This window comes from bacterium (assembly GCA_020440705.1).
In the GTDB taxonomy this organism is placed as follows: domain Bacteria; phylum Krumholzibacteriota; class Krumholzibacteriia; order LZORAL124-64-63; family LZORAL124-64-63; genus JAGRNP01.
In genome coordinates, this window is record JAGRNP010000098.1 from 1 (window position 1) to 14,909 (window position 14,909).

The 14,909-nt window shown below is 70.2% G+C and carries 11 protein-coding genes, 3 tRNA genes and 3 pseudogenes; 4 read left to right on the forward strand and 13 right to left on the reverse strand.

The features are described from left to right. The 7 genes from glmS to uvrA form a co-directional block, all read right to left on the reverse strand. On the reverse strand, positions 1 to 1,057 hold a 1,057-nt coding region (glmS, locus tag KDM41_13445; GenBank protein ID MCB1184433.1), incomplete at its 3' end, for a glutamine--fructose-6-phosphate transaminase (isomerizing). A 55-nt stretch (positions 1,058 to 1,112) separates the two neighbouring features. Then, the gene (gene glmM / locus KDM41_13450; GenBank protein MCB1184434.1) at positions 1,113 to 2,444 is read right to left on the reverse strand and encodes a phosphoglucosamine mutase; all 1,332 of its coding nucleotides are present in this window, start codon (positions 2,442 to 2,444) and stop codon (positions 1,113 to 1,115) included. A gap of 339 nt (positions 2,445 to 2,783) precedes the next feature. Further along, positions 2,784 to 2,859 (reverse strand) — tRNA-Thr (locus KDM41_13455). 56 nt (positions 2,860 to 2,915) lie between these two features. Further along, positions 2,916 to 2,991, reverse strand: a tRNA-Phe gene (locus tag KDM41_13460). A gap of 137 nt (positions 2,992 to 3,128) precedes the next feature. Continuing rightward, entirely contained in the window at positions 3,129 to 3,533 is a 405-nt protein-coding gene (locus KDM41_13465; protein ID MCB1184435.1) for a response regulator, read from the reverse strand. Between the two features lie 4 nt (positions 3,534 to 3,537). Beyond that, positions 3,538 to 5,103, reverse strand: a complete 1,566-nt coding sequence (locus KDM41_13470; protein MCB1184436.1) for a HAMP domain-containing histidine kinase — start codon at positions 5,101 to 5,103, stop codon at positions 3,538 to 3,540. A 96-nt stretch (positions 5,104 to 5,199) separates the two neighbouring features. Beyond that, a complete protein-coding gene (gene uvrA / locus KDM41_13475) occupies positions 5,200 to 7,980 on the reverse strand; it encodes an excinuclease ABC subunit UvrA (GenBank protein MCB1184437.1) in 2,781 nt (926 codons plus the stop codon). Positions 7,981 to 8,145: 165 nt separating this feature from the next. Between uvrA and mazG the strand changes: the two genes are divergently transcribed. The 4 genes from mazG to KDM41_13495 all read left to right on the forward strand — a co-directional run bounded on the left by mazG (position 8,146) and on the right by KDM41_13495 (position 11,067). Then, complete coding sequence (gene mazG, locus KDM41_13480) at positions 8,146 to 8,964, forward strand: nucleoside triphosphate pyrophosphohydrolase (protein MCB1184438.1); 819 nt, start codon at positions 8,146 to 8,148, stop codon at positions 8,962 to 8,964. Positions 8,965 to 9,091: 127 nt separating this feature from the next. Beyond that, a complete protein-coding gene (gene eno, locus KDM41_13485) occupies positions 9,092 to 10,375 on the forward strand; it encodes a phosphopyruvate hydratase (protein ID MCB1184439.1) in 1,284 nt (427 codons plus the stop codon). An 80-nt stretch (positions 10,376 to 10,455) separates the two neighbouring features. After that, entirely contained in the window at positions 10,456 to 10,824 is a 369-nt protein-coding gene (locus KDM41_13490) for a septum formation initiator family protein (protein ID MCB1184440.1), read from the forward strand. 166 nt (positions 10,825 to 10,990) lie between these two features. After that, positions 10,991 to 11,067 (forward strand) — tRNA-Met (locus KDM41_13495). A 487-nt stretch (positions 11,068 to 11,554) separates the two neighbouring features. Here KDM41_13495 and KDM41_13500 read toward each other — a convergent pair. From KDM41_13500 to KDM41_13525, 6 genes and pseudogenes are all read right to left on the reverse strand, one after another. Further along, positions 11,555 to 11,716: pseudogene (locus KDM41_13500) on the reverse strand (recombinase zinc beta ribbon domain-containing protein). 102 nt (positions 11,717 to 11,818) lie between these two features. Next, positions 11,819 to 12,370 (reverse strand): annotated as a pseudogene (locus tag KDM41_13505) (recombinase family protein). Between the two features lie 15 nt (positions 12,371 to 12,385). Then, positions 12,386 to 12,856 (reverse strand): annotated as a pseudogene (locus KDM41_13510) (recombinase family protein). Between the two features lie 36 nt (positions 12,857 to 12,892). Next, positions 12,893 to 13,132: a hypothetical protein gene (locus KDM41_13515; GenBank protein ID MCB1184441.1), complete on the reverse strand. Its 240-nt coding sequence runs from the start codon at positions 13,130 to 13,132 to the stop codon at positions 12,893 to 12,895. Then, positions 13,129 to 13,446: a septation protein SpoVG family protein gene (locus KDM41_13520; protein MCB1184442.1), complete on the reverse strand. Its 318-nt coding sequence runs from the start codon at positions 13,444 to 13,446 to the stop codon at positions 13,129 to 13,131. The genes KDM41_13515 and KDM41_13520 overlap by 4 nt, the downstream gene beginning before the upstream one ends. Continuing rightward, on the reverse strand, positions 13,439 to 14,909 hold a 1,471-nt coding region (locus KDM41_13525), incomplete at its 5' end, for a DUF3987 domain-containing protein (GenBank protein ID MCB1184443.1). The genes KDM41_13525 and KDM41_13520, both read right to left, overlap by 8 nt.

The window sequence follows — 14,909 nt, forward strand, 5'->3', positions numbered from 1 at the left end:
CGATGGTCTCACCGCTCTGGCTGACCACCAGGCACAGGGTGCCCGGCTCGATGATCGGCGAGCGGTAGCGGAACTCGCTGGCGTACTCCACCTCGGTGGGGATGTGGGCGTACTCCTCGAGCATGTACTCGCCCACGAGGCCCGCGTGCCACGACGTGCCGCAGGCCAGGATGATGATGCGGCGGATGTTGCGCAGTTCCCAGTCGGTGAGCTGGATGCCGCCGAGCTTCACGTCGCCCTGGTCGGCCAGGATGCGGCCGCGGAACGAGTCGCGGATGGTCTGGGGCTGCTCGAAGATCTCCTTGAGCATGAAGTGCTCGTAGCCGCCCTTCTGGATCGCGTCGAGATCCCAGGTGATCTCCTGGATCTCCTTGGTGACCTGCTCGTTCTTGATGGTCGTCGTGTTGATGCCGTCGGGCGTGAGGGTGACCATCTCGCCGTCGTCGAGGTAGATGACCTGGCGGGTGTGGCCCATGATGGCCGCCACGTCGCTGGCCAGGTAGTTCACGCCGTCGCCGACGCCCACCACGAGCGGACTGCCCTTGCGGGCGCCGACGATCAGGTCGGGCTCGTCGACGTGGGTGACGGCGATGCCGAAGGCGCCTTCGACCACGCCGAGGGCCTTCTGCACCGCGTGCACCAGGTCGCCGTCGTAGAAGTCCTCGATGAGGTGGGTGAGCACCTCGGTGTCCGTCTCGGAGAGGAACCTGTGGCCCTTCTTGGTGAGCTGCACCTTCAGCGCCGCGTAGTTCTCGATGATGCCGTTGTGGACCAGGGCCACCTTGCCCGCCTGGTGCGGGTGGGCGTTGACCGCGTTCGGCGCCCCGTGCGTCGCCCAGCGGGTGTGGGCGATGCCGCACGAGCCCTTGAGCTGCTCCCAGTCGATGGCCTGCTCGAGGTTGCGGATCTTCCCCTTCTCCTTGACCACGAGTTGGCCCGAGGCGGTGAGGATCGCGATGCCCGCGCTGTCGTAGCCGCGGTACTCGAGGCGCTTGAGGCCTTCGATGAGGATGTTGGGGGCGTCAGCCGTGCCGACGACACCGACGATTCCGCACATGCGGCACTCCTTGGGTTGAACGGGGGCTCCGGGCCGGCTGCGGCCGTCGCGAGCCCTAGGACGATTTCACCTTGTTGATCATTTCGACCGCCGCGGCCTCGTCTTGAGCCTCGGCGATGATCCGCACCACCGGCTCGGTGTTCGAGGGCCGCACATGCACCCAGCCCCCCGCCCCGACCCACTTCAGGCCGTCCCGGTCGTCGATCTCCCCCGGACCGAGCCGGCGCAGGGCCGCCACCAGGTCGTCGCCGGCCGGCAGGGCGTCGGCGGCCACCTTAGTCTTGACCATGACCACCGGCGGCAGGGCGTCGGCCAGATCGGCCAGGGAACGCCCGGTTTCGGCCAGGGACTGGCAGATCATGGCGATGCCCACCAGGGCGTCGCGCCCGGCGTGCACCGCGGGATAGATGACGCCTCCGTTGCCCTCGCCGCCGAGCACGCACTCCTCGGCCAGGATGGCCTCGACCACGTTGGCCTCACCCACCGGGGTGCGGAAGGTGCGGCAGCCGTGGCGGTCGGCGACCTTCTCGATCAGGCCCGTGGTCGACAGGTTCACCGCCACCGGTCCCGGGGTCCGGGCCAGCAGGAAGTCCATGGCCAGGGCCAGGGTGTACTCCTCGCTGAGGGCGCGCCCGGCGCCGTCGACGAGGGCCAGCCGGTCCACGTCCGGATCGACGGCGAGGCCGAGATCGGCTCCGGAGGTGCGCACCGCGTCGGCCAGTTCCTTCAGGTGGGCCGGCGTCGGTTCCGGATCGTGGGGGAAACGGCCCGACATGCCGCAGTGCAGCGGCGTGCAGCGCACGCCGAGGCGCTCGAGCAGGCGGGGCACGATGCTGCCGCCGGCGCCCTCGACGGCGTCGACCACCGCGTGCAGGTTCGCCGCCCGGATGCGGTCGACATCCAGCCAGGGCAGGTCGCCGATGGCGTCGAGGTGCCGGTCGTCGGCGCCGGTGCGCACGCTGACCGCGCCCACCCGGTCCCAGGCCACATGGCCGGTGCCGTCCTCGTACTTCTGGCGCACCTCGCGGTTCTGGGCCGCGGTCAGGAAGAGCCCGTTGCCCTGCAGGAACTTCAGGGCATTCCACTGGGCGGGGTTGTGGCTGGCCGTGATGATGATGCCGCCGACGGCCTCGCTCTCCTGGACGGCCACCTCGGTGGTGGGCGTCGTGGCGATGCCGATGTCCCAGACGTCGTGGCCCGTGGAGGCCAGGGCCGCGGCCACCGCGTCGAAGACCATGGGGCCGGTGACGCGGCTGTCGCGCCCCACGACGACCGGGCCGGCGGGCAGCCAGGCGCCGTAGGCGGCGGCCCAGCGGGCGACCGTGACGGCATCGAGGCCGTCGCCGATGACGCCCCGGATGCCGGAGATGCTGACTTGCAATGGCAAAGCGGATGCTCCCTGCAGGCGGGCCGACGGCTGTGGCGGGCAGCATCACGGACCGGTCCGGATGCCGCACCTCGCCGCCGGGCCCCGTGGGTACCCTGACGATGATCCGGAAATACTAACAACGGGGCTTCGCTCCCCGCAACGGTCAATGTGGCGCGGCACCTGGCGCGGCGCTTCGCCCGCCACGGCTGAAAATCGGGAGTCAGGATCGCGGACGACGTTCGGCCCCGACGGAGTGACGATCGCGGCGGCGGCGAGAGGCCGGAAGTCCGGGAGGGTCGCAAGCAGAAGCGAGCTCCCTGCCGGAAGCTCGCTGGCGCGGTTTGCCGAAGATTTCGCTGGAGCTGGTGTGGGGACTCGAACCCCAGACCTGCTCATTACGAGTGAGCTGCTCTACCAGCTGAGCTACACCAGCTCCGATATGACGAATCCGGTCGGGGAGCGGCGCCGTTCCGGATCATGATGGTCGTGTGGTGCCTAGGGGCGGAGTCGAACCACCGACACCTGCATTTTCAGTGCAGTGCTCTACCAGCTGAGCTACCTAGGCACACGAATCGGGTCGCGGGGCGGGCCCGCGGGAACGGGGAATAAAACACCCCCCGCCGCGGGTTGTCAAGCGCCCCGGGGCGATTTTCCTTCCCGGCCGTAAGCGGTACGGCCGGGAAGGAGTTGGCTCGCGCGGATTCAGTGGGCGGACTGGTTGGCCAGGGTGTGGATCGTGGCCACGACCTCGTCCAGTTCGAAGGGCTTGTAGAGGCAGGCGTCGGCCCGCGACCAGGTGGCGATGAACTTCTCGCGGTCGCGGGATTCGACCTTGCGGGCCGTCAGCAGCATGATGGGGAAGGTCGTGGCCTGGGGATCGTTCTCCATCCACTCCTTCAGCATGCGGCTCACCTCGTAGCCGTTGCAGCCGGGCAGCATGACGTCGAGGATCATGAAGTCCGGCGGGGTGCGCTTGGCCTTTTCCAGGCCCTCGAGGCCGTCGGCGGCGGTGGCCACGTCGAATCCCCGCCGGGCGAGGCTGAATTCGAGGGTCTCGAGAATATCGGGCTCGTCGTCCACGACGAGGATCCGCAGGTTGCGATCCATGCTTTCAGGCCTCCAGGCTGCCGGGCCCCTGCCCGGTGACGGGTCGTTTCCGATCCATGGTATCGGCAGGAATGCCGGGAAATTGACTCCTCGTTGCGGCGTCCGGCCCCAGGGGCAGGAAGCGCCACCCGGGCAGGGCCGCCGTCGAGGGACGCTCGGCGCAGTGGCGCCGCCACGCGGCCGCGAAGGCGGCGGGGTCGGCGACCGGGCAGGCCGCCAGGCTCGGGGCCGGGACCACGGCCTTGGTCGCGGCCGCGTCGACGCCGCCGGCGATGAAATCCTCGACCAGGTCGACGACCGGACGCTCGGGCCGGCCGTCCAGCAGGGCGACCGCCGTGGCCGCACCGCGCCGGGCCAGGGCCCGCAGTTCGCGGACGGCGCGCAGGAGCTGCTCGCTGGCCGGGTCGCGCGGCAGGCGGATCCAGACGGTGGTGCCCCGCCCCGGCGTGCTGGCCAGGCGGATGCTGCCGCCGTGGGCTTCGACCAGCCCCCGCGTGATGTGCAGGCCCAGGCCCGAGCCGTCGCGGGCCGGGCCGGCGTGCCGACGGCCGCGGTACCAGGGCTCGAAGACCCGCTCGACCTCGGCCGGCGTCATGCCCACCCCGCTGTCCTCGACCACCAGGTTCCAGGTGTGCAGGGGCAGGAAGAGGTCTTCGGCCAACCGCCAGGCCAGCCCGTCGTCGGGGCGCGGATGGGGCTGGACCCACACCCGCACCAGGCCCCCGGCCGGCGTGTACTTGAGGGAGTTGCCCACCACGTTGGCCACGATGCGGGTGATGCGGTCAGGGTCGGCGTGGGCCCGCAGGCGTTCGGGCAGCCCGGTCGCGTCCAGCTCGAGGCCGGCGTTGCGGGCCGCGGGTCCGTGCAGGGCCACCGCCTCGCGCAGCACCGGACCGAGGTCGATCTCGCGCGTCTGCAGCGCCGGGGCCTCGCCCCCGCTCCGCGACACATCCAGCAGATCGTTGACGAGCCGCTCGAGGCGGTCGACGTTCCGCAGCGTCAGGTCGAGGAAGCGCTGCTGGTCGGCGGTGACGTCGCCGGCGTCGCCCCCCAGGACCAGCCGCAGGCTGCTCTTCATGGAGGCCAGCGGCGTGCGCAGTTCGTGGCTGAGGGTGCTGACGGTCTCGACCAGGTCGGCGCGGGCGCCGCCGGTCTCGCCCACCGGGCGCACCGCCACCAGGCGTTCGCCCGTGTCGGGGCAGGCGGGCCCGAGACGCACCTCGACGCTCAGGGTGTCGCTGCAGCCGGAGAGGATCTCCTTCTCGCGCCCGGCCACGAGCTGCCGCGTCACCGCCGCGGCGAGCCAGCACTCGTTGGCGTGGTCCGAGCCCCCCACGACCTCGCGCAGCAGGGCGCGCCCCAGCCCGTTCAGGGCCAGGACCTCCCCGTCCCGCAGGCGGGCCAGGCCCACCGGCACCGCCTGCAGCCCCTCGGCCGGATCGGCGGCCACGGCTGCGCCGGCGGCGTCGGAACCGGCCCCACTCCGGTCGGTGGCCGGGAAGATTTTCCGGAAGAGCTCTGGCATAATTTTCCTGCGCTCCGGCGGCGAGATGTCGTCCTGGCAGGACATCGCGTTGTCCGCCAGCGAGTTGAGCGGGATGCGGCCTCATTGCCGCCCCACCCGTCAGGCCGGATTTTGCAAGCGATATGCCATTGGCGGGGGAATTCAGGCGCCGGCGAGGCGTCCGGCCAGGAAGCGTCCGGTGGGGGAATCGGCCACGGCGGCGACCTCCTCCGGGGTGCCCTGGGCCACGACGCGGCCGCCGTGGCGACCGCCCCCGGGCCCGAGGTCGATGATCCAGTCGGCCTGGGCGATGAGGTCGAGGTTGTGCTCGATGACGAGCACCGAGTGCTTCTGCTCGACCAGTTCGTGCAGCACGGCCACCAGGGCGCGGACGTCCTCGGCGTGCAGGCCGGTGGTGGGTTCGTCGAGCAGGTAGAGGTTGTGCTTGCCCGAGGGCATGGCCAGTTCGCGGGCCACCTTCAGGCGCTGGCTCTCGCCGCCCGACAAGGTCGGGGCCGGCTGGCCGAGGGTGAGGTAGCTGAGGCCCACCTTCTTCAGCAGCCACAGGCGCTGGCTGACCGCGGGCACGTCGCCGAAGAACTTCAGGGCCTCGTCGATGGTCAGGTCGAGCACCTGGGCGATGTTGCGCCCCTTGTAGGTGATCTCCAGCGTGCTCTGGTTGAAGCGGCTGCCGCGGCAGTCCTCGCAGGGCACGGTGATGTCGGCCATGAACTGCATCTCGACGCGGTGGTAGCCCATGCCCTGGCAATTGCTGCAGCGACCGCCGGCGGTGTTGAAGCTGAAGCGTCCGGGCGTGTAGCCGCGGGCGATGGACTCCTTGGCCTGGGCGAAGAGCTCGCGGATGGGCGCGAGGATCTGCAGGTAGGTGGCCGGATTGGAGCGGCTCGTCTTGCCGATGGGGGTCTGGTCGACGCGCACCACCTTGCCCACGCCGTGGGCCCCCTGGATCGCGCTGAAGGGGAAGGCGCGGCCCGAGCCGCCCGCGGCCCGTGCCGTGAGGCCGTCGTGGAGGCAGCCGTTCATGAGGCTGCTCTTGCCCGAGCCCGAGATGCCCGTCAGGGCCACGAAGCGTTGCAGCGGGATCTTCACGTCGATCTCGCGCAGGTTGTGCAGGCGGGCGCCCTTGATCACCAGCGCCTGTGTGCCCGGCTTGCGGCGCGCCCGCGCCGGACGCCCCGCGACCTCGCCGCGCAGGTGGCGGGCCGTGACGCTGTCGCCGCCGGCGACCAGTTCGCGCAGCGGTCCCTGGTACACGATGTGGCCGCCGTTGGTGCCGGCACCGGGGCCCAGTTCGACGAAGTGCTCGGCCGCCTTCAGCACCGCGAGGTCGTGCTCGACCACCACCACGGTGTTGCCGCCGCGGACGAGGTCGTGCAGGGTCGCGATGAGGCGGTCGACGTCGCCGGCGTGCAGGCCGCAGGTGGGTTCGTCGAGCACGTACAGGGTGTCGACCAGGCGCGAGCCGAGGGCGTTGGCCAGGTGGATGCGCTGGGCCTCGCCGCCGCTGAGGGTGCGGGTGAGCCGGTCGAGGGTCAGGTAGCCGAGTCCCACGCGGTCCAGGAAGCGCAGGCGGTGCAGCACCTCGTCGCGCACCTCGCCGGCCATGGCCGCGGCGGCCTGCGAGAGCCGGATGCCCTCGGCCTTCTTCAGGGCGTCCTCGACCGAGAGCACGCCGAACTCGCCGAGGGTCATGCCCTGCAGGCGCACGGCGAGGGCCTCGCTGCGCAGGCGGCTGCCTCCGCACGCGCGGCACATGGCGTCGCCCATGAAGCGCCGCGTGAAGAAGCGGTGGTGCCCCTTCTTCATCTCCTTGCGCATCTTCTCGAGGTAGGGCATGACGCCGAGGTAGCTCTTGTCCTCCCCCTCGAGCACGAGCAGCTGCCGCGTGCGGCTCAGCTTGTGCCAGGGCACGTCGGTGGGGATCTTGTGGCGCGCGCAGAAGCGCAGCAGGCCGGTGAGCAGGCGCGAGAAGCTCTCGGTGCTCCACGGCTTGACGGCGCCCTCGCGGAGCGAAAGGTCGGGGTCGGGAATGACCTTGTCCTCGTCGAACTCGAGCTTGTTGCCGAAGCCGTTGCAGGCCGGACAGGCGCCCTCCGGGCTGTTGAACGAGAACAGGCGCGGGGTCGGCTCGGGGAAGACGCGGTTGCAGGCGTTGCAGCGCAGGTCGGCCGAGAACTCGTCGCGCCAGGCGAGGTCGCGATCGCGCAGCACCGTCAGCCCGCCGGACTGGCCCGAGGCCATCTCCACCGCCTCGATGAAGCGCGAGCGCACCTTGGCCCCCAGCTTGAGGCGGTCGACCACCACGTCGACGATGTCGCCCGGGTCGGGCAGGGGCCGGGCGGCGATGGCGTCGTCGTCGAGGCGCACGACCTCGCCGCGCAGCACCGCGCGCTGGAAACCCTGGGCCAGCAGCGGCTCCCACCAGCCGGTGGCCGCGGCGGCGCTGGAGATCTCCAGGGGCGTGCAGACCAGCACCAGGGTGCCGTCCGCGCGGGCCTTGCGCACGTCGCGCCAGATGGACTCCGGCGTGTCGCGCGTCACATCGACGTTGCAGTCGGGACAGACGACCTTGCCCGCCCGGGCCCACAGCACGCGCAGGTAGTCGTTGATCTCGGTGACGGTGCCCACGGTGCTGCGGCCGCTGGTGACGGCGTTGCGCTGCTCGATGGCGATGGCCGGGCTGATGCCGTCGATCCAGTCGACGTCGGGCTTGGGCAGACGGGCGAGGAACTGGCGCGCGTAGGTGGAGAGCGACTCGACGTAGCAGCGCTGTCCCTCGGCATAGAGCGTGTCGAAGACGAGGGACGACTTGCCCGAGCCCGAGAGGCCCGACACCGCCGTGAGCACGCCCCGGGGGAAGTCGACGTCGACGTTCTGCAGGTTGTGCTGGCGGGCGCCCTTGACGCGGATCCATTCGCTCAACTGAGGTCCGTCTTTCGGTTGCGGTCCCGGGGGCTCGTGCGGGGTGGCGGCCGGACAGGATAACACCGCCTCCGGCGCCGTGCCATTGTTGAATAATCGGCCGGATCGTGTAGCTTGTGCCCTTCGTCGACCGCTCCCGCCCCGGTTCCCCGCGAAAGGCGACCCATGTCCGGCCACTTCGAAGCCCTGCTGGCGACCATCCACACCCTGCGTGCGCCCGGCGGCTGCCCCTGGGACCGCAAGCAGACCCTGCACGACGCCGCGCGCTACCTCATGGACGAGGCCGGCGAGCTCGTCGAGGCCACCCTCGCCGGCGACACCGACCACGCCCGGGAGGAGCTGGGCGACCTGCTCTTCATGATCAGCTTCTGCACGGAGATCCTGGGCGAGACGACCGGCACGACCATGCACGACGTGGCGCGCGAGGGGAACGAGAAGCTCATCCGGCGCCACCCCCACGTCTTCGGCGACGCCGAGGCGCGCGACACGGGCCACAGCCAGGAGCTGTGGAACGCGATCAAGGCCGAGGAGAAACGGGCCAGGGGTCTCGACCCGGCGGCCGAGTCGGCCCTGAAGGACATGCCCGCGGCCACGGCGCCCCTGCACCAGGCGCACAACTACCAGAAGGACGCGGCGAAGGTCGGCTTCGACTGGCCCGACCTCGACGGCGTTTGGGCCAAGGTCGACGAGGAGATGGCCGAGGTGCGGGAGGCCGCCGCGCAGGGCGACCGTGCCCATCTCGAACACGAGGTCGGTGATCTGCTCTTCGCCGTGGTGAATCTGGCCCGCCGGCTGGAGATCCAGCCCGACATGGCCCTGCGCCGGGCCAACAACCGCTTCCGCGACCGCTTCCACCTGGTGGAAGCCGAATTCGCGGCCGCGGGGAGCGACCTCAAGGACGCCCCCCTGGACGATCTGGAGGCGGCCTGGCAGCGGGCCAAGCGGCGGCTGGCCGCCGGGGCCCCCGACGACCGAACCGATTGACCCGACCGGGATTTGACATCCCCCCGACCCGGATCTAGACTCCGGGCGACCGGAACGCATCCGGCGGCGCGCCGCGTCGGCGCCCGCCCTTCCCCGCGGCCCCTGCCGCAGCCCCGGAGGCACCTCCATGAGCGCAATCCAGATGATCCAGGCCCGCGAGATCCTCGACTCCCGCGGCAATCCCACGGTCGAGGTCGACGTCTTCCTGGAGGACGGCAGCGTCGGGCGGGCGGGCGTGCCGAGCGGCGCCTCGACGGGCGAGCACGAGGCCATCGAGCTGCGCGACGGGGACAAGGGACGCTACCTGGGCAAGGGCGTGCTCAACGCCGTGGGCAACGTGGGCGAGATCGAGGAGGAGCTCGCCGGCGTCGACGCCACCGACCAGCTCCTGGTCGACCGCATCATGCTCGAGCTGGACGACACCGAGAACAAGTCGCGCCTGGGCGCCAACGCCATCCTCGGCGTGTCGCTGGCGGTGGCCAAGGCGGCGGCCGAGTCGGTGGGCCTGCCCCTGTACCAGTACCTCGGCGGCGTGGCGGCCCGCACCCTGCCGGTGCCCATGATGAACGTGCTGAACGGCGGCCAGCACGCCGACAACAACGTCGACATCCAGGAGTTCATGATCATGCCGGTGGGCGCCCCCACCTTCAAGGAAGCCCTGCGCTACGGCGCCGAGACCTTCCACGCCCTGAAGAAGATCCTCGGCGAGAAGGGCCTGGCCACGTCGGTGGGCGACGAGGGCGGCTTCGCCCCCAACCTGGGCAGCAACCGCGAGGCCCTCGACTACCTGATGAAGGCCATCGAGGCCGCCGGCTACCGGCCCGGCGAGGACATCGTGCTCGCCATGGACGTGGCGTCGAGCGAGCTGTACAGGGACGGCAAGTACCACCTCGTGGCCGAGGGCGGCGAGGACTGGACCGCCGACCAGCTCATCGCCTTCTACAAGGACCTCATCGAGAACTACCCGATCATGTCCATCGAGGACGGCCTGGACGAGAACGACTGGGAGGGCTGGGGCCGGCTCACCGAGACGATCGGCCACCGGGTGCAGATCGTGGGCGACGACCTGCTCGTCACCAACCCCAACAAGCTGCGCGAGGCGATCCGGCTCGGCTGCGCCAACTCGATCCTCATCAAGCTGAACCAGATCGGCACCCTGAGCGAGACCCTCGAGACCATCGAGATGGCCAAGCGGGCCCGCTACACCAACGTCGTGAGCCACCGCTCGGGCGAGACCGCCGACACGACCATCGCCGACCTGGCCGTGGCCACCAACGCCGGCCAGATCAAGACCGGTTCGCTGTGCCGCTCGGACCGCATCGCCAAGTACAACCAGCTGCTCCGCATCGAGGAGGAGCTCGACGACCTGGCCGTGTATCCCGGGCTGGCGTGTTTCTCGAACCTGCGCTAGGATCGCGGCGGCGCCGGCCCCGGGTCGGCGCCGCCACCCCCTGCTGACGTCACCTGAAGCGAGGAAGGACCCGGCTTCGGATGAGCACCCACCCGACTCCCCTGCGCCCCACCGCCCGCGACGGCTTCGTGCGCGGCCGCCCCGCGAACGGCCTGCCGGCCGGCCGCCTGCTGCTCTACGCCGCCGCCCTCGGGCTCGTCGGCCTGGCCATCCTGGTCCAGTTCGGCGAGAACGGAATCTTCGCCTTCTGGGACCTGCAGGGCCGCCGCGCCGAACTGCAGGACGAGGTCGCCGGCCTCGAGGCCGCCAACGCCGACCGGCGCGAACAGCTGCAGCACCTGGCGGGCGATCCGGAGGTGCTCGAACGCATCGCCCGCGAGCGCCACAACATGCAGCGCCAGGACGAGGAAGTGCTGATGGTCCTGCCGGCACCGGCGGAGCCGGACTAGAGCGTGGCCAGTCCCCCGGTCCCCGTCCCGTGATCCGGTTGTCATCGTTTCAGTTGCCCGGGCGGGCGGGCGCCGGAATCTTCGCGCCGGTTCCTTGACAGCCCCCGGGGCGGTGCCTATATTCGCCCTCCCGTCGCGAGGCGGGCGCCGAAAATCTCGATACGGATGCGGGGTGGAGCAGTCTGGTAGCTCGTTGGGCTCATAACCCAAAGGTCACAGGTTCAAATCCTGTCCCCGCTACCACTTTGAAAGAATCCCTGATGCCTAGCGCATCGGGGATTCTTTTCGTTCGGAGCTCGCCGCAGCCGCCCACCCCATCGACCGTCAGATTCTCGACGAAGGCGCGGACGACGCGTTTGCGTTCTTCCGTGGTGCCTTGTTCGAAGAGCTTCCTCGCGTCCTCCAGGCCCGCCAGGATGGCGTCCACGAGGGCGTCCGGGGTCGGCCCCTTGGCCCGGACCCGCTCGAGTTGGCGGAGGCGGCCCTCGATCTCCTTCCGCTCGGCCAGGAGGCGGCCGAGACGGTCCTCCATGAGCTCGCGGTGTTCGGCCGCTGCTGTGGCCATCAGGTCGATCACCGAGTCGATCTTCGTCGTGAGTTCCTTCAAGCGGGCCTTGAGGCGACGGCGCTCGGGGGCCGGGTCGGGCCCGGGCGGGGCGAGCTGCCGTTCGATGAGCGCGCGCAGCGTGTCCCTCCCCCGCGCGCCCAGCAGGGCGTCGATCCTCTGCGCCACGAAATCCAGCACGAAGTCGTCGAGCTTGTGCTGCAGGAATTGGATCGGCTGGCAGACCGTCTTGCCCTTGGTGATGGCCGCGCCGCAGACGTAGTACGCCGTGCCGATGCGGGTGCCGTCCTTGCGCCACTTGTTGCGCCAGGTGGTGCGGCCGTGCATGGAGCCGCCGCAGGCCCCGCAGCTGACCAGACCGGACAGCAGGTAGGACGAGGTCTTGGCCTTGCCGGTCAAGAAGCCGGTCGCCTTGCGGTGGTTGCCGCGCGTCTCCTGGATGCGCTGGGCGTGGTCGAAGGTGTCCCGATCGACGAGGGCCTCGTGGGCGTTCTCGAAGACGAGCCAGTCCTCAGGGTCGTTCCACTTCGTGCGGCGCTTGCCGCAGCCATCGCGCTCGACTTCTCTTCTGTCCGAGATGCGGTGGAATTTGCCCATGCGCCGGCGGTTCCAGGTCACCCGACCGATGTAGGCGGGGTTCATGATGATCACCCGGATGGACGACATGGCCCAGCCCTTGGCCTTGGGCGAGACGACGCCCTCGCGGTTCAGGCGGTCGGCGATGGACTTGAAACCGAGGCCCGCGCCGCCGGTGTACCAGCCGAAGATGCGGCGGATCACGTCGACCCGGTCGGGGGTGCTGGGCAACAGGCGCACGTGCTCGCGGTCGGAGCCCTTGACCTTCTGGCCGCGGCTGACGGTGCGGACGGGGTTGCCCGCGGGATCGAGGATCAGCTTCTGGCCGTCGTCGGTGTTGCGGACGATCTGGAACAGCGCGCCGTTCTGGTCGAAGTAGCCGAGGTCGTAGCCGTAGGGCGCCATGCCGCCGGGCCACCAGCCCTGGTCGGCCAGGGAGACGAGCCCGCGGATGACGGCCTTCGAAAGCGTGGCCGATTCGTCGCGGGCGGCCTCCTGCTTGAAGAAGCGCAGGTACCTGTCGGCGGCCGTGCCGGTGAAGCCCTCGGACGTGTAGATGATCTCGATCCCGGCCTGCGTGAAGAGGTAGCGATAGTAGCCCACCTCGTCGCCGGACATGCGGCCGAAGCGCTTGACGTCCCAGACCAGGATGCAACACCACCGGCAGCCGTCCGAGCGGGCCGCGTCCAGCATGGACAGGAAGCCGTGCCGGTTCTCGCCCGAGGTGCCGGAGACGCCGTCGTCGACGAACTCGGCCACCACCTCGAAGCCGTGCTCGGCAGCGTAGCGGAGGATCTCCTTGCGCTGGTCGCCGAGGGATTTCTCCTGGCGGTCGGTGGAGCGGCGCAGGTAGATGGCCGCGGGGACACGGTTGTCGGGTCGTGGGTTCATAGTGGTATTCAGCCAGTCTCGCCCGTGGACATCAAGTCAATTGCTGCCTTCGCAAGCTCTATCTATGTCGCAATTTACGGAATCGTCCATGGCGCGGCAATCCTCTCGGTGCGCCCGGATGGCCCAGGTGACGAGCAGGCCGAGGGCCTCGTCCAGGGCGGCCGGGTCGGCCAGTTCCGTGCCCTCGACCACGGTGAGGCGGGGCTCGGTGACGCGCGTCGTCGCGGGGCGGCTGGGCCTCGCGCCGGGGTCGTCTTTGCCGCGCCCGGCTTTCACGATTCCGAGGGCCCTTCGGCGGGCCCGAGCAGCCGCTGGACCTGGCCGATGACCGCCGCCTCGAACTGGGCCGCGGTCTCGCGGTCGATGGGGTGGTGCAGCGGATGCGGGCGGCCCGAGGCGGCCAGCTTCCTGGGAAAAGTCAGGAACAGGTGGCCTGCCTGGTCCCGGCGGATGGCGATGTCGTTGAGCAGCACCCCACCGTAGACGCAGGAAGCGAAGGCGACCAGGCCGCTTGTGCTGTCGGGAGCCAAGCGGATCCGGACTGCGGTGATGGTGTGCGGTCCGGGCGATAGGTCTCGGTTCTCAGACATTTTCGTGGTCCTCCAGGCTGACGTCAGAAATGGGCGCATCGGCCCCGAATCCATTCACAGAATTCACAGAATTCAGCGCCGGGGTTCCGGGCACCGATTTCTGTGAATTCTGTGCATTCTGTGCATTCTGTGTATGGAGTTTGGGGTTCACGTCGAAGGTCGGGCTGGGTGGCCGCCCCGGGCCGGAGCGCGGCGGATCCGGCCGGCGGCGAATCGCATCGAGATCGGCGAGCAGTTCCAGGGGCGGAACCATCTCGGCGGGCGTTCTGAACCCGGCCCGCAACAGCTGGTAGGCGTCGCGCTGGGTGAAGCTCGTCACGCCGTTGCGGAGGATCCAGGCCAGGACGTACCTCGCCAGCTCGGCGACCGGGTCGGCCCCCATCTTGTCGAAGGCGATCTGGGCGTGGGTGACGAGGTATTCGGTGATGCGCAGGGCCCGGCGCATGGGGTCCGGGCCGACCCCCAGAGGAGCGCTGGCGTCGGACTCCAGGGCGTGGTCGGCCAGTTGCAGCAGGCCTGCGATGCGAACGGTCTCGCCCGCGAGCTTGTTCGCCCAGTCGGCGACGTCCTCGTACTCGCCGCCGAGACCCAGCTTGCCCTCGTTCTTGGCCTTGAGCCCCACCACCAGCGCGTGGGCTGCCGCGCTGAATTCCATGGGCTGAGGTTTGATCTCCCCCGTCTCGTCGCGCCGGGTGGGCCGCCGCAGGAGCGAGGTGATCGCGTCCTCGTAGGCCTGACTGACCTCCAGTGGGACGGGCGGCGGGTCGGGGTCGCGGCGGCCGACGAGGCTCTCGGGCATCGCCCACAGGAAGCGGGCCAGCAGGCCCCGGCCGCGGAAGCCCTTCTTGTCGCGCAACGAGGCGATGACGTCGGGCTGGACCGCCAGGCCGATGGTGATGGCGGGTTCGTGGATGGTCCCGCCCTCGCGTCCGATGCGGTCGGTGGTGATGTTGCCGCCGTTGTGGCCCTTGAGGTAGACGTCGATGTTCGGGACGCCGTTGGAGTAGCGGCCGCCCATGAGTTCGAAGGGGCCGCCCTCGTCGGACATCAGCGCGATGCGGCCGCCCTGCTGGCGCAGCACCGCCTCGAGGGACTCGGAGGTCACGTCGTCCAGCACCAGCCTCAGGTGCACCGGGACCTCGATGGCGGCGTGCTCGAGGACGGCCTCCTCGACCAGGGCCAGGGACTTGGCGTACTCCTCGGGAGCGGTGGCCTTGGCCGCGCGGGTCTTGAGGTGGTCAGCCCGCTTGGCGGCCACGTCGGCGCGGGCGATGGCGGCGCGGATCTCGGGGTCGGTGCGCCTGCGCTCCTCGGTCACGAAATTCGACACCGGCCGGATGGCGGCGGCGAAGGCCGGGCTCTTGGACTCGCCGGGCTTCAGGGCGACCGCGACGTAGAGGTTCAGGGGCTCATCCCAGCCCTGGATCACGTGGGCCTTGTATCGCTTGGCGGCGCAGAGGGCC

Excerpts from the sequence above, each read along its gene's own strand:
- KDM41_13465 (MCB1184435.1), bottom strand. The coding sequence starts at position 3,533 with ATGGATCGCAACCTGCGGATCCTCGTCGTGGACGACGAGCCCGATATT.
- KDM41_13470 (MCB1184436.1), bottom strand. The coding sequence starts at position 5,103 with ATGTCCTGCCAGGACGACATCTCGCCGCCGGAGCGCAGGAAAATTATG.
- mazG (MCB1184438.1), top strand. The coding sequence starts at position 8,146 with ATGTCCGGCCACTTCGAAGCCCTGCTGGCGACCATCCACACCCTGCGT.
- eno (MCB1184439.1), top strand. The coding sequence starts at position 9,092 with ATGAGCGCAATCCAGATGATCCAGGCCCGCGAGATCCTCGACTCCCGC.
- KDM41_13490 (MCB1184440.1), top strand. The coding sequence starts at position 10,456 with ATGAGCACCCACCCGACTCCCCTGCGCCCCACCGCCCGCGACGGCTTC.
- KDM41_13520 (MCB1184442.1), bottom strand. The coding sequence starts at position 13,446 with ATGTCTGAGAACCGAGACCTATCGCCCGGACCGCACACCATCACCGCA.